The following is a 12,884-nucleotide window of genomic DNA, read 5'->3' as shown; positions in this document are numbered from 1 at the left end:
TCGGTTTTGGTGACAGCACCTGAAGTGCAGCAGGGAGCTGCGAAGCTTATTTTACGCGCTTGAGCGTCTCGCTCTTGCAGATGACTCCACCCAAGACGCAACCGGAAAGCTTTAACGAATTGCCCGAGACACTAGCCTTGCCGGAATAGGTTTTGCCTTCGTCCAGCTTGTTGACCTTGCCTTTGTAACTGCCGCCCGATCCGTTCATGCAGCCGATGGATTTGCCCTTATACTCACCGGTCTGAACCTGGCCGCAATAGGGGCCGGAGCCGGAATATGCGATGACTGTGCCGTTCGGGCGCTGCCATTTGCCGACAATCGGTTCAGCCGCGGACGCTGGACCTGCGGCGAACAGGCCGAGTGCAAAAGCTATCAAAGCGATCGTGTGAAATTTCATCATGTTCCTCCCATTGCGTGGCGATAAGCGAACGCATCGCTTATTCTTACGCTAACGTAAACGTACGTCAATATGTTGCAGATCGATGGCTTGTGACGCAATTCGAGCCATGCTTTCCCATAGGTAAAATCGCAGAAACCGTAATAAGGACAAAGCGATGCGCTGCTTTGGCCTAGCAAGTTCAGAAAATTTTCCGAAATTTCTATGAGAAAGAAAACGATTAAGCCTGTCCGTTCATATCTCGGCAGCAGGTTGGGCCTCATCCTTCCCACATGAAAAAGGGAAGGACTTGGGATCATGGCACGTTTGGATATCGAGCAGTATGACGCAACGACCATCGGGATAGTGGGGCAGGCCGACCGCCTTTTCGATCTTGGTCTGGCTTGCGCCACGGGCCGCGACGGCGCAATCGACATGGTGTCGGCGCACAAATGGTTCAATATCGCTGCATCGAAAGGCTCAGCGGCGGCCGCAGAGCGGCGAACGGAAATTGCTTCGATGCTGACGAAAGATGAACTTGCGGCCGCTCTTCGTGACGCGCGTAAGTGGATGACGCTTCACTAAGAGCGGCTATTCGTCGCTTTGCAGGAGATCTCTGTAAAGCTGCGCCGTTGTCTCGTCGAAGGCGCAGAAGATGACAGTTTCCGGAATCGCTTGGTTTTGCAGATAAGCGATGGTTTCCGAGACGGCCACACGAGCGGCCTGCGCTTTCGGATAGCTATAGACACCAGTCGATATGGCTGGGAACGCGACCGTGCGGCACTGATGAGCCGAGGCCATGATAAGACTTTCGCGATAGGCGCTGCGTAGCAACGTCTCTTCGCCGGCATTTCCCCCTCGCCAGATGGGGCCGACTGTATGGATAATAAATCGCGCCGGTAGATTATATCCCTTTGTGATCCGCGCTTCCCCGGTGGGGCATCCGCCGACTGAGCGGCACTCTTCCAACAATTTCGGACCAGCTGCGCGATGAATGGCGCCGTCCACACCGCCGCCGCCCAGAAGGCTTTCATTGGCGGCGTTCACAATGGCGTCCACGTCGAGCTTGGTAATATCCTCTACAATGACTTGGATACGCCGGCCTACGTCGTGTTCAACCATCTGACGCTCTCCGTGACATCTCGGACCACCGAAATCTGCGGCGTTAAATGAAAATTGCCGACGCCCGAAATGGACGCCGGCAATCTCATGTCGATAGTTCTAAGTGAACTTAGAAGGAACGCGTGAAGCGGATAACACCTTCGAGTTCGCCGTCGTCAGCACCATCCGGCTCGTCGACGAGGTCACGGTAAGCAACACCGGTCAGGATGGAGAGGTTCTCAACCGGCTCCCAAACAGCAATCGCTTCGACCTGGAAACCGTCAACATCGGTTTCATCGAACGGATCACCCGTCTCGTAGAAGTTCCAGAAGTACTGGCCACCAAGACCGAAGGTCAGGTTGTCGGTCGCAGCGAACTGCATGGAAGCGATGACGCTCCACTCAGAACCGTTACCGAAAGCGGTACCGCCGAGGTCGCCGAGGTCGCCGTCACCCGTACCAGGTGCATGGGCATTGCCGCTGTCGGCATAGAGACCGACCAGCTTGAAGCCAAAGCGATCACTTGCGTAGGTCGCGCCAATTTTGGCCGCCCAGCCATCGTCGTTGGTGACGGTAACTTCTTCATCATAAGCAACAGCACCGAAGATGCCGTAAGCGTCCCATTCGTAGGCAACGTAACCGACGACGTCCGGAGCGAAGTCGTTGGTGTCGTCGTCTTCAACGGAGATACCGATAGCGAGGCCGTTAGCTGCGTAGGTGTAACCGACGAGGATCGTGTCGGAGCCGCTACCGTCGTTCAGGTTGTCGTCGCCGTAAAGATCGCTGCGGCCACCGACGCTGTAGAACGAGCCGGTGTAACCCATGGTCAGGCCGCCGAGCTGAATGAAAGCGGATTCCATGTCGACATTGCCGTCTTCACCGATCGTCTCGTCCAGGTCAGGCTGCAGGTCGCCCTGGAAACGAAGGTACGAACGAAGTGTGCCGAATTCGGTTTCCGAACGAGCGTCGAAGTTGACGCGGCCACGAACGCTTGCGTTGTAGGTGTCGTCTTCGAAGCCGAAGAGGCCGTTATTGGCAGCGTCGTCGTCGCTCGAGAAGCCGAGCTGGAAGCGAACGTAACCGTTGATCGACAGGCAGGTTTCGGTGCCCGGGATGTAGTAGTAGCCGGCGCCGTAAGCGTCGCAGACGCGAACGTATTCAACGGGCTCCGGTTCGATGATGATGGCGTCGGCAGCCTGAGCGCCAGAAACCGCAACCAGGGAAGCGGCTGAGCCGAGAAGCAGGCTCTTGATTGTCATAATGACCTCCAGTTTCTTTTAACCCGGGTCGTTCGGCTCGGAGAGTTATCTCCAAATGTCCCTGCCTCGGACCCCTCAATCGACCACGCCAAAACGCGTCGTCTGAAAGTCATAAACACGATCAGGCTGATTCTGCGCAAACGCAAAAGCCCCCTTCAATGACCTGAGAAGATGCATGTGGGTGCAGCCGTGGCAGAAAGGTCACATCTGCGAGGGTGCCCCGTCCTTTCCGGGGCTGTATATTAAGTAGTCATTAAGGAATGAAGCGTTGCGGAGCCGTCACTAACCGGTCGAGGCTTGGCATAAGCGACCGACGGATCGTAGGGGCGAAGAGAAGTGGCTCATGCATTATATAAAGGATGCTTTGCTCGCCTCGCCCGGCCGTCCTTTTCCATGCACGCAAAATAGGCAGCCTCATTTCAGGCGAAAGACCTTTCGCAACGGAAGGAAGGTGACTTCTATAAGTATCTGCGAATGCTGGCGAAAATTGTGGTCGATCACGAAATTGTGAATGGGCTGGACGTTTGTATCCGTGACAAACGCTTGACGTGGCGTTTCAGTCTGCTTGGTATAGCGGCAAGCGTTGGCTCTGACCGCATTGGCGGGTGAAGGCAAGCGTGGCCATAATCCAAAGATTGGTCCAAACCACATCACCTTGGGAGAGGTTTTAATATGAAGAAATATCTAATCGCCGGCCTGGCAGGCGTCGCTTCACTCACGATAGCGGGAACGTCCGCAGTCGCGCAGGAAGAAGAGAAGAACATGGCTGCCTCGTCGAGCACGCTCGGCTCGGTCCAGAGCGCGGGTGAACTTCGCTGCGGCGTCAATACGGGTCTGCCGGGTTTTGCCTCTCAGAACGATGCCGGTGAATGGCAGGGCCTCGACGTCGATTACTGCAAGGCGATCGCGGCCGCAATCTTGGGCGATGCCACCAAGGTTTCGTATACGCCGCTCTCCGCCGTTCAGCGTTTTCCCGCCCTACAGAACAATGAAGTCGATGTTCTGGCGCGTAATACCACCTGGACCATGGACCGCGACACCAAGCTCGGCCTGACCTTCGGCGGCGTCAACTATTATGACGGCCAGGGCTTCATGGTTCGCAAGGAAATCGACGTTTCCAGCGCAAAGGAACTGGATGGCGCAACGGTGTGCGTTCAGTCCGGCACGACGACCGAGCTGAATCTGACGGACTACTTCAATAAGGAAGGCATGTCCTACAACCCAGTCGTTATCGAGAGCCAGGACAATGTGAACCAGGCCTATGAGAGCGGCCGTTGCGACGTTCTGACGACCGATGCCTCCGGCCTTTACGGCACGCGCCTCGAACTGGCCGATCCGGACGCGCACGTGGTTCTTCCGGAAATCATCTCCAAAGAACCGCTTGGGCCGGCTGTTCGTCAGGGTGACGACACCTGGGCCAACATCGTTCAGTGGGTTCACTTCGCGCTGCTCAACGCCGAAGAGCTTGGCGTGACCCAGGACAATGTCGAGGAAATGAAGGGTTCTGAAGATCCGTCGATCCGTCGCCTTCTCGGCGCGGAAGGCAATTTTGGCCAGACCCTCGGTCTTGAAAACGACTGGGCGGCGAAAGCCATTGCGGCCGTCGGCAATTACGGCGAAATCTTCGACCGCAATGTTGGCGCCGGTTCGCCGCTGGGCATCGACCGCGGTCTGAACAAGCTTTGGACCGACGGGGGTGTGCAGTACGCACCGCCGATCCGCTAAACCGGTAACAAAGGCCCGTCCGAAGACAATTCGGGCGGGCTTCTCACTTGATCGCCTGGCAATGTGCCACGGCGCGGCCGGTAAAGAGGGAACGGTATGGCGGTAAATACGGAAATGGCAGGCGCGCACGGGAGCGCCGGCGGCGCACTCGCCCTTCTGAACGATACCCGCTACCGGGGCATCATCGCGCAGATCGCCCTGATCATCGCTCTGGTGGCTCTAGGCTGGTGGCTGGTTCACAACACCATCGAAAATCTGCGGTCCGCCAATATCGCTTCGGGATTCGATTTCCTGGAGCGCCGTTCCGGTTTTGAGATTTCGCAGTTGCCGATTCCGTTCTCGTCGGATGCCAGCTATGGCCGCGCGCTGATAATCGGCATCCTGAACACGCTGATCGTCTCGGCCGCCGGCATTGTGATGGCGACGGTCCTTGGGTTTTTGGTCGGTATCGGCCGGCTTTCCACAAACTACATCATTCGCGGCCTCTCCACGGTTTACGTGGAGACTTTCCGCAACATCCCGCCTCTTCTGGTCATCATGTTCTGGTATTTCGGTGTGCTTGCGGTTCTGCCACGCCCGGCCGGAGCCATATCGCTGCCCTTTGGATCGTTTCTGTCCAATCGCGGCCTGCAGACGCCGACGGCGCTTTTTCAGGCAGGCGCGTGGGCGACCGGCGCGGCGCTTCTGGCGGGAATCGGCGCTGCGATCGCTCTGGTCTGGTATTCCAGAAAGCGGCAGTTGCAGACAGGCCATCGCATGCCGGTCCTATGGCCCGCCATTGGTCTGATTGTCGGGCTGCCAATCGTGGTCTTTATTCTGACGGGCCTGCCGGTCGAGTTCGAATATCCGACGGCAACGCGCTTCAACCTGCAGGGCGGCTTCCAGATCAAGCCGGAATTTCTGGCTCTCTTCCTCGCGCTCTCGGTCTACACCGGCGCTTTCATCGCCGAGATCGTGCGGGCGGGCATCCTGTCGGTCAGCCATGGCCAGACCGAAGCGGCTTCGGCGCTCGGTCTGCGGCGCGGGCAGATATTGCGTCACGTGGTCGTGCCGCAGGCGTTCCGCGTCATCATCCCGCCGCTGACGAGCCAATATCTGAATCTCACCAAGAACTCTTCGCTCGGCCTGGCGGTCGGATATCCCGATCTTGTGGCGGTTGGCTCGACCGTTCTCAATCAGACGGGACAGAGCGTCGAGGTCGTGGCGATCTGGATGGTGGTTTATCTGACCATTTCGCTGGCCGTCTCGACATTCATGAACTGGTTCAACCGCCGCGTGAAGCTGGTCGAGCGGTAAGGAGGGAAAGATGGAAGAGCAGGTTGCCGGCTATGTTGCCGATCAGCAAATTCCCTCCCGCCCGGCGCCGGCCGGTGAAAAGGGTATCGTCCAGGTCGTACGCAAAAATCTTTTTGCGACTCCGACGGACACCGTTCTCAGTGTTGTTTTTGGCGTTTTCGCAGCCTGGCTGATCTGGTCGATTCTAAGCTGGGCGGTCTTCGACGCGACCTTCTTTGGCGGGGACCGGGAAGCTTGCCTCACTCCCGGGGAAGGGGAGAGCGAAGGCGCGTGCTGGGCCTTTGTCGGCGCCAAGTTCAGCCAGTTCATGTATGGCAGCTATCCTATCGATCTTCGCTGGCGGCCCAATCTCGTCGCGATCGTTTTCGCGCTTCTCGTTGCCGGAGCCGCGATTCCCAGCATACCGTTCAAGAGCCTCAACACCTGGCTGCTGTTCGGCGTTTTTCCGATCTTCGCACTTGTCATGCTGACCGGCGCGGGTTTCGATGTGTCTGGCGGCTTCACTGCGTTTCTGATGCTCGTCGCGGCGATCACCGCCTATCTATTGTATGGTGACGATGCAGGGGGCCTCGCGGCCTGGCCCGCCAAGATCGCTTTGATCGGCCTGATCGCCTGCTTCGCTCTTATCGTGATGTCGTCGCTCGATACGGGCACCATTCGATTCGCTGGAATCACCTTCACGATCTGGAGCGTGCTTGCATGCCTCTCCGCTCTGGTGTCCGCCGTCGCAATCGCCGTCGGCATGGCGCAGCGCGCAGGCGTACAGATATGGCGCCCGGTGGTTCCGGTTGTGGTAGCGGCTTTCATCGCGGTTCTGCTCGCCGAGGATTACGGCCTTCGGCCGGTCTCGACGAATCTTTGGGGCGGTCTGATGCTGACCCTCATCGTCGCGGTTACCGGTATCGCCGCATCGTTGCCGCTCGGCATTCTGTTGGCCCTGGGCCGCCAGTCGGACATGCCGGCAATCCGAACGGTCTGCATCATCTTCATCGAGTTCTGGCGCGGCGTGCCGCTTATCACCGTTCTCTTCATGGCTGCCTTTATGCTGCCGCTTCTGATGCCCTCTGGCGTGAGCTTCAATCAGTTGCTGCGCGCACTTGTCGGCGTGGCGCTGTTCTCCGCCGCCTATATGGCGGAAGTGATTCGCGGTGGTCTGCAGGCCATTCCGAAAGGGCAGTATGAGGGAGCGGCATCGCTCGGCCTGTCATATTGGCAGTCCATGCGGATGATCATCCTCCCGCAGGCGCTGAAACTGGTGATTCCTGGCATCGTGAACACCTTCATCGGGCTCTTCAAGGATACCTCGCTCGTCTACATTATCGGCCTGGCCGATCTGCTGGGCACCGTGCGGCGCGGATTTTCCGATCCAAACTGGATCACGCCTTCCACCGCCGCCACCGGCCTGGTCTTTGCCGGTTTCGTCTTCTGGCTCTTCTGCTTTGGCATGAGCCGCTACAGTCAATTCGTCGAACGCCGGCTCGATACCGGTTACAAGCGCTAAAAAGGGGCTTCTCATGACCGACCAGACAATGGCCATCGGCAACACGCCCGACCCCGCCGTCGTCGCGTCCTCTGGCGCAGATCGCAGCAAGATGCAGGTCAGCAAGACCGACGTTGCGGTCGAGATGATCAAGGTCAACAAATGGTACGGCGATTTTCACGTGCTGCGCGATATCGACCTGAAGGTCATGCGCGGTGAGCGAATCGTCATTGCCGGCCCGTCGGGCTCCGGCAAGTCCACCATGATTCGCTGCATCAACCGCCTGGAAGAACATCAGGAAGGCAAGATCATCGTCGATGGCACCGAACTGACGCACGATCTGAAAAAGATCGATGAGGTGCGTCGCGAGGTCGGCATGGTGTTCCAGCACTTCAACCTCTTCCCGCATCTGACGATTCTTCAGAATTGTACGCTGGCCCCGATTGAGGTGCGCAAGATGCCGAAGAAGGAAGCCGAAGAGATCGCGATGCACTATCTTGAGCGGGTCAAGATTCCTGAACAGGCGAACAAATATCCCGGTCAGCTATCCGGCGGCCAGCAGCAGCGTGTGGCCATCGCCCGCTCGCTCTGCATGAACCCGCGCATCATGCTTTTCGATGAGCCGACTTCGGCGCTCGACCCGGAAATGATCAAGGAAGTGCTCGACACCATGGTTGGCCTCGCCGAGGAGGGGATGACCATGCTGTGCGTGACGCACGAGATGGGGTTTGCCCGTCAGGTCGCCAACCGCGTAATCTTCATGGATGCAGGACAGATCGTCGAACAGAACAATCCGCAGGACTTCTTCGACAATCCGCAGCACGAGCGCACAAAGCTTTTCCTGAGCCAGATCCTTCACGGCTGATTGGCAGATCGGCAGCCGTTCGCTGCCGGTGGCCGAGGCGGCACAGACAGGATAGCATGTCCTTTGGATCGTCACGGCAGGGGAGGGCCGCGAGATGGCAGGACGCAACGCCGCCTACGCACTACATGGCTATTTCCGCTCTTCGACAAGCTTTCGGACGCGCATCGCGCTTAATCTGAAAGACGTCGGCTACGATCAGATGACCTATAATTTGCGCTCCGGTGAGCAGCGCTCGGAAGGTTATCTCCAGCGCAACGTCCAAGGGTTCGTGCCCACACTTCAATTGCCCGATGGTAGCCATCTCGGCCAGTCGCTGGCGATCATCGAATGGCTGGACGAGACGCATCCGGAGCCGCCTTTATTGCCAGCGGAGCCTGTCGGTCGGGCACGGGTCCGTGCTCTGTCTTATGCCGTTGCCCTGGACATCCATCCGCTAAACAATTTGCGTGTTTTAAAACGCTTGCGCAGTCAGTTCGAGGCAGATCAAGAGGCAATAGGCGAATGGTTTCGCCATTGGGTCACGCTGGAATTTGCCGGCCTGGAGAAGCGATTGGCTGGCGAGCCGGAGACGGGACGCTTCTGCCATGGCGATCGAATAACCATGGCTGACATCTGCCTCGTCGCGCAGTCGATCAACAATCGCCGCTTCGATGTTGACGAGACTCCATATCCAACCATTCGCCGGATCGTTGAGACCTGCCTGGAAAAAGAAGCGTTTGAACGAGCCTTGCCGGCGAACCAGCCGGACGCCGAATAGGCGCTAGTACTTCTCACCAGCGCAGAAAAAACCGGCCCGCCAGCGCGCCAATGCCCATCAGCAAGAGGATGGCCAGGCCGTACCAAACGGCGAGGAAAAATGGGGAATCGTCTGGGCAGTGTACGGCGTAGAGAAAGGTTGCCACCGCCCCGCCGAATAGGCCTGCCAGCGAACCAGCGAGTACAGGTCGGACCGTGGCGCGCTGGCGGATAGCGAAAATCATGATAGCGACGATGGGAATGGCCAGCAGAAAGACGGATGTTGCGCAGGCAGCGGGATTATAACCGATCAGCCGAGCCGACCATTGGACTGGCGGAATGAGCATCATTTCAGTGGCTACGCCAAGAACCAGGACGACAAGGCCGACCGCCAGCCAAGGCAGATGACGCATCGGCTCGCCGGTCGGATGGGAAATATCGACGATCAGCCGCAAGGCGGGAATGGCAACAAGGGCGGCAACGCCGGGCTTGAGCAAAAATCCGTACGTCATGGCCACCCTGGACAGATCCGGCCTGATGCTGAAAAGGCTGAACATCAGCAACGCGCCGGCCAGCAACGCGCCCGTTATAACCAAAGCCCAGGGCAGGGGGCGCTTTGGCGGGTGTGTCGCGGCGTCTTCGCCGAGCTGATCGATAAGCTGGCTGGTTCTCATTTGTCATTGTCCTTGAAACGCTCGCTGAGCGCCGACAGACCTCGGTGAAAGGCGACGCGGACGGCCCCTTCGCTCATGCCGAGATGCTTGGCTGTATCGGAAATGCTCTGCCCTTTCAGCGAGATTTGCGAGACGACGTCGCGAGAGCGGCCCGAAAGCGCGCCAACAGCGCGTTCGAGTTCGTAGTTCAGTATGACCGGCTCGGCCTGATTGTCGCTCAGAACGCTTTCGAAATCGGCGATGTCGAGATGCGAATGGCGCGAATGCGAGCGCCAGTGGTCGATTGCCTTGTAGCGCGCAATGGCGAATAGCCACGCGGCAACCGGCTTCTCCGGTCGCCAGCTATGGCGTTTGGTATGAACGGCGATCAGCACGTCCTGCACGACATCCTCGACATCCGCTGTCTTATCAGAGCCCATCTTCTTGTGAAGAAACGCGCGCATTGTCCGCGCGACTTCATCGAGAAAACGCTGATAGGCGATCCGGTCGCCATCGAGCCCTGCGGCGAAAAGTCCATCCAGATCGGGCGTTGAAGGCGGCGCGGTCATCTGCATGACCTCCTATTCGAGGCGTCCTATGCCAATGTTACAGAACAGCGGCAGAGTTTTGGAAATGTATCGCGTCCGCGATCACGTTTCGATCACGAAATCGTGAGCCCCGTAACGACCCTTCGACCGGTCCCGATGTTTGGCCATGGATGGCGTGGTGCCATTCAAAATCCAATCGGACTTTTTGGAGGTCATTAAAATGGATCGTCGCACTTTCAGCATTGCACTCGCCGGCTCCCTCGCAACCGCTCTTTCCGCCGCGGCGGTGGCCACGCCCGCTCAGGCGCAGGAAAAGGTTAAGTGCTACGGCGTTTCACTCGCTGGCCAGAATGATTGCGCCGCCGGCCCCGGCACCAGCTGTGCCGGCACGTCAACCGTCGATTATCAGGGCAATGCCTGGAAATATGTGCCTGCTGGCACCTGCGAGACAATGGAATTGCCTGATGACCGGACCGGTTCGCTCACGGCTCTCGAGCGCGACGTGCCGGGCATGAACAAGGGCTAAACGCTCGGTTCCGGGCCGGCGACGTTGCGTTCTCGTCTTCCTCGCCGGTCCACCAATTCTCAACTTATCCAACCGGAGCGGATCCATGCACGACACATCGCCGTCATTTCAGTGTAGCCAGCTTCCTGCTCGATCCGGCATTGGTCTGAAGGTCGAGCACCGCAAGGATATTATCGACCAAAAGCCCGATCTCGGCTTCGTCGAAATTCACGCCGAGAACTATATGGGCGAGGGCGGAGCGCCGCACCGTTTTCTGGAAGAGATGGCCGCGCGTTATCCGCTTTCGATCCATGGCGTTGGCTTGTCCATAGGTGGCGCTGGCCCGCTCGACAAAGAGCACCTGGCTCGTCTGAAACGTCTGCTTGAACGATACCGGCCAGCAAGTTTCTCCGAGCATCTCGCCTGGTCCACCCATCAGGAGCAATTCCTGAACGATCTGCTGCCGCTTCCTTACACCGAGGCCACGCTCGACCGCGTCGCTTCTCATGTGGACGAGGTGCAACAGACTCTTGGCCGTCAGATGCTGCTCGAAAACCCTTCGACCTACCTGCTGTTCGAGGAATCGACGATCGAGGAGACCGATTTTCTCGGTCGTATTGCAGAGCGCACCGGCTGCGGACTTCTTTTCGATGTCAACAACGTCATGGTGACCTGTACCAATCACGGCCTCGATCCCATGGCCTATATCGACCGATTTCCCGTGCAGTTCGTCGGCGAGATTCATCTGGCCGGGCATGAGGAAATCGAAGACGACGCCGGCCAGCGCGTTCTGGTGGACACACACGACCGCCACGTATCGCCAGATGTTTTCGGTCTTTATCGCCATGCTTTGAGCCGGCTGGGGCCGGTCGCCACGCTCATCGAATGGGACAATGATGTACCGCCCTTCGAAACGTTGTTCGCTGAAGCACGGATGGCCGATGCAATCATGGCTGATTTCGCTGGTATGGAAGCTGAGGCGGCGCAATGACGCAAGCCGCTCAAACAACATGCGCTGAAACAGAATTTCTGGCCTGCCTGCCAGCCGAATCGCAAGTGATTCCGGCCGATATGAAGACCGCCGATGGACGGGCGGACGGACGGCGCTTCGCCATATATCGTAACAATTTGCGAAGCAGTCTCAGCCGGGCGTTGGAGCAACGCTATCCGGTCACGCGCCGGCTGGTCGGCGATGAATTCTTCGCCTTCGTTACGGCGCAGTTTACTGTTCAGCACCGGCCGACTTCACCACTGATGTTCCGCTATGGCGAAGCGTTTCCATCTTTTCTCGGCCGCATCGAATCCGCCGGTCATCTGGCTTATCTGCCTGAGGTTGCGCGGCTGGAATGGCTCCTCGGCGAATCTTATCACGCGGCCGATGCGAGTGTTCTGCAGATCGCCGATCTGCAGTCGCTCGATTTGTCCGATGTTGACGCGATCTCGAAAATCGCAATGCACCCAGCCGGTCGGCTGCTTTCATCCTCCCATCCGGTCGGGTCGATCTGGGTCGCGCACCAATCGGAGAACGTGAAGCCATTGACAAAAGGTGGCGCGGAGCAGGTGCTCCTGACCCGCCCCGAAGAAACCGTTTTGCTGACGCTTCTGTCGGAGGCGGAAATGGTTTTTGCCAGTGCTATGTCCGGCGGCAAAACGCTTGAAGACGCTGCAATGCTCGCGTTCGACACAGATGCGTCTTTCGACTTCGGAGCCACGCTCCTTCGCCTCACCGAAGCTGGCGCATTGACCCAAAATTCCTGACCGGGAAGGACCGACCATGATTACTGTTTCCGAGCGATTGACCGCCGCCACACGCATGCTCGAGCCATTTGCCTTGCTTGCGTTGCGCTTTGCCCTGGCGGTGCCGTTCTTCAAATCCGGCCTGACAAAATGGGATGGCTTCGGACGATTATCCGACACGACCACATTGCTTTTCACCCACGAGTTTCGCTTGCATATTTTTGGAGCATCGTTGCCGTACCCATTTCCGACGCTGATGGCATGGATGTCCGGCGTATTCGAAATTCTGCTGCCGGTTCTTCTCGTGCTGGGGCTTATGACCCGCTTCTCGGCGCTCGGCCTCCTTGTCATGACCGCTATTATACAGCTTACCGTCCCATCTGCTTGGGCGAACTTCCATTTGCCTTGGGCCGCAATGGCATTGGCATTGGTGGTTTACGGCGCAGGACCGATCGGCATCGACCGCATTTTCGGCAGATGGCTCGGCAATCGCTCAACGGGTGAAGCCCACTCTTTCGCTCGCTAGGTCGGGCTATTCCGACGCCATTGTCGGTGTCCGTCAAAGACGTTAAGCCACCTCCGCCAGCAAATCGGAGGTGGCTTAT

General features: G+C 58.2%; 15 protein-coding genes. 10 read left to right on the top strand and 5 right to left on the bottom strand.

Translation table 11 applies throughout. The annotated features are described in order from the left end of the window. Positions 1-46 precede the first annotated feature (46 nt). Positions 47-397: a DUF2147 domain-containing protein gene (locus NIM86_RS01580; protein ID WP_253380645.1), complete on the bottom strand. Its 351-nt coding sequence runs from the start codon at positions 395-397 to the stop codon at positions 47-49. A gap of 297 nt (positions 398-694) precedes the next feature. Between NIM86_RS01580 and NIM86_RS01575 the strand changes: the two genes are divergently transcribed. After that, positions 695-961, top strand: coding sequence for a sel1 repeat family protein (locus NIM86_RS01575; protein ID WP_253378602.1), 267 nt, complete (start codon positions 695-697; stop codon positions 959-961). 6 nt (positions 962-967) lie between these two features. Here the strand turns inward: NIM86_RS01575 and NIM86_RS01570 are convergent, their stop codons facing one another. Together NIM86_RS01570 and NIM86_RS01565 are read right to left on the bottom strand one after the other, a co-directional pair. Then, positions 968-1,498, bottom strand: coding sequence for an O-acetyl-ADP-ribose deacetylase (locus tag NIM86_RS01570; protein ID WP_253378601.1), 531 nt, complete (start codon positions 1,496-1,498; stop codon positions 968-970). Positions 1,499-1,607: 109 nt separating this feature from the next. Next, entirely contained in the window at positions 1,608-2,735 is a 1,128-nt protein-coding gene (locus NIM86_RS01565) for a porin (protein WP_253378599.1), read from the bottom strand. Between the two features lie 672 nt (positions 2,736-3,407). Between NIM86_RS01565 and NIM86_RS01560 the strand changes: the two genes are divergently transcribed. From NIM86_RS01560 to maiA, 5 genes are all read left to right on the top strand, one after another. Further along, entirely contained in the window at positions 3,408-4,460 is a 1,053-nt protein-coding gene (locus tag NIM86_RS01560; protein ID WP_253378597.1) for an amino acid ABC transporter substrate-binding protein, read from the top strand. Positions 4,461-4,556: 96 nt separating this feature from the next. Then, entirely contained in the window at positions 4,557-5,756 is a 1,200-nt protein-coding gene (locus NIM86_RS01555) for an amino acid ABC transporter permease (RefSeq protein ID WP_371872822.1), read from the top strand. Positions 5,757-5,766: 10 nt separating this feature from the next. Further along, positions 5,767-7,257: an amino acid ABC transporter permease gene (locus NIM86_RS01550; RefSeq protein ID WP_253378595.1), complete on the top strand. Its 1,491-nt coding sequence runs from the start codon at positions 5,767-5,769 to the stop codon at positions 7,255-7,257. Positions 7,258-7,285: 28 nt separating this feature from the next. Continuing rightward, positions 7,286-8,101, top strand: a complete 816-nt coding sequence (locus tag NIM86_RS01545) for an amino acid ABC transporter ATP-binding protein (RefSeq protein WP_305884454.1) — start codon at positions 7,286-7,288, stop codon at positions 8,099-8,101. 94 nt (positions 8,102-8,195) lie between these two features. Beyond that, positions 8,196-8,858, top strand: a complete 663-nt coding sequence (gene maiA, locus NIM86_RS01540; protein ID WP_253378593.1) for a maleylacetoacetate isomerase — start codon at positions 8,196-8,198, stop codon at positions 8,856-8,858. Positions 8,859-8,871: 13 nt separating this feature from the next. Here maiA and NIM86_RS01535 read toward each other — a convergent pair whose 3' ends face one another. Both NIM86_RS01535 and NIM86_RS01530 read right to left on the bottom strand, forming a co-directional pair. Then, complete coding sequence (locus NIM86_RS01535; protein WP_253378591.1) at positions 8,872-9,510, bottom strand: NrsF family protein; 639 nt, start codon at positions 9,508-9,510, stop codon at positions 8,872-8,874. Further along, a complete protein-coding gene (locus NIM86_RS01530) occupies positions 9,507-10,058 on the bottom strand; it encodes a sigma-70 family RNA polymerase sigma factor (RefSeq protein WP_253378589.1) in 552 nt (183 codons plus the stop codon). Before NIM86_RS01530 ends, NIM86_RS01535 begins: the two co-directional genes overlap by 4 nt. 199 nt (positions 10,059-10,257) lie before the next feature. On the opposite strand from NIM86_RS01530, the gene NIM86_RS01525 reads away from it, so the two are divergent. The 4 genes from NIM86_RS01525 (at position 10,258) to NIM86_RS01510 (ending at position 12,805) form a co-directional block, all read left to right on the top strand. Beyond that, the gene (locus NIM86_RS01525; RefSeq protein ID WP_253378587.1) at positions 10,258-10,563 is read left to right on the top strand and encodes a DUF2282 domain-containing protein; all 306 of its coding nucleotides are present in this window, start codon (positions 10,258-10,260) and stop codon (positions 10,561-10,563) included. 85 nt (positions 10,564-10,648) lie between these two features. Beyond that, positions 10,649-11,533, top strand: a complete 885-nt coding sequence (locus tag NIM86_RS01520) for a DUF692 family multinuclear iron-containing protein (RefSeq protein WP_253378585.1) — start codon at positions 10,649-10,651, stop codon at positions 11,531-11,533. Continuing rightward, a complete protein-coding gene (locus NIM86_RS01515; protein ID WP_256478314.1) occupies positions 11,530-12,300 on the top strand; it encodes a DNA-binding domain-containing protein in 771 nt (256 codons plus the stop codon). Before NIM86_RS01520 ends, NIM86_RS01515 begins: the two co-directional genes overlap by 4 nt. A gap of 16 nt (positions 12,301-12,316) precedes the next feature. After that, the gene (locus tag NIM86_RS01510) at positions 12,317-12,805 is read left to right on the top strand and encodes a DoxX family protein (RefSeq protein WP_253378583.1); all 489 of its coding nucleotides are present in this window, start codon (positions 12,317-12,319) and stop codon (positions 12,803-12,805) included. Positions 12,806-12,884 lie beyond the last annotated feature (79 nt).

It is taken from the genome of Notoacmeibacter sp. MSK16QG-6 (genome assembly GCF_024158145.1).
Lineage (GTDB): Bacteria > Pseudomonadota > Alphaproteobacteria > Rhizobiales > Rhizobiaceae > Notoacmeibacter.
The sequence above is the reverse complement of the archived record's forward strand: the minus strand, read 5'-3'. Positions and strand labels throughout refer to the sequence as shown.

What these genes read in the sequence shown, in the direction of transcription:
- NIM86_RS01580 (WP_253380645.1), bottom strand. Translation starts at nt 397, where the DNA reads ATGAAATTTCACACGATCGCTTTGATAGCTTTTGCACTCGGCCTGTTC.
- NIM86_RS01575 (WP_253378602.1), top strand. Translation starts at nt 695, where the DNA reads ATGGCACGTTTGGATATCGAGCAGTATGACGCAACGACCATCGGGATA.
- NIM86_RS01570 (WP_253378601.1), bottom strand. Translation starts at nt 1,498, where the DNA reads ATGGTTGAACACGACGTAGGCCGGCGTATCCAAGTCATTGTAGAGGAT.
- NIM86_RS01565 (WP_253378599.1), bottom strand. Translation starts at nt 2,735, where the DNA reads ATGACAATCAAGAGCCTGCTTCTCGGCTCAGCCGCTTCCCTGGTTGCG.
- NIM86_RS01560 (WP_253378597.1), top strand. Translation starts at nt 3,408, where the DNA reads ATGAAGAAATATCTAATCGCCGGCCTGGCAGGCGTCGCTTCACTCACG.
- NIM86_RS01555 (WP_371872822.1), top strand. Translation starts at nt 4,557, where the DNA reads ATGGCGGTAAATACGGAAATGGCAGGCGCGCACGGGAGCGCCGGCGGC.
- NIM86_RS01550 (WP_253378595.1), top strand. Translation starts at nt 5,767, where the DNA reads ATGGAAGAGCAGGTTGCCGGCTATGTTGCCGATCAGCAAATTCCCTCC.
- NIM86_RS01545 (WP_305884454.1), top strand. Translation starts at nt 7,286, where the DNA reads ATGGCCATCGGCAACACGCCCGACCCCGCCGTCGTCGCGTCCTCTGGC.
- maiA (WP_253378593.1), top strand. Translation starts at nt 8,196, where the DNA reads ATGGCAGGACGCAACGCCGCCTACGCACTACATGGCTATTTCCGCTCT.
- NIM86_RS01535 (WP_253378591.1), bottom strand. Translation starts at nt 9,510, where the DNA reads ATGAGAACCAGCCAGCTTATCGATCAGCTCGGCGAAGACGCCGCGACA.
- NIM86_RS01530 (WP_253378589.1), bottom strand. Translation starts at nt 10,058, where the DNA reads ATGACCGCGCCGCCTTCAACGCCCGATCTGGATGGACTTTTCGCCGCA.
- NIM86_RS01525 (WP_253378587.1), top strand. Translation starts at nt 10,258, where the DNA reads ATGGATCGTCGCACTTTCAGCATTGCACTCGCCGGCTCCCTCGCAACC.
- NIM86_RS01520 (WP_253378585.1), top strand. Translation starts at nt 10,649, where the DNA reads ATGCACGACACATCGCCGTCATTTCAGTGTAGCCAGCTTCCTGCTCGA.
- NIM86_RS01515 (WP_256478314.1), top strand. Translation starts at nt 11,530, where the DNA reads ATGACGCAAGCCGCTCAAACAACATGCGCTGAAACAGAATTTCTGGCC.
- NIM86_RS01510 (WP_253378583.1), top strand. Translation starts at nt 12,317, where the DNA reads ATGATTACTGTTTCCGAGCGATTGACCGCCGCCACACGCATGCTCGAG.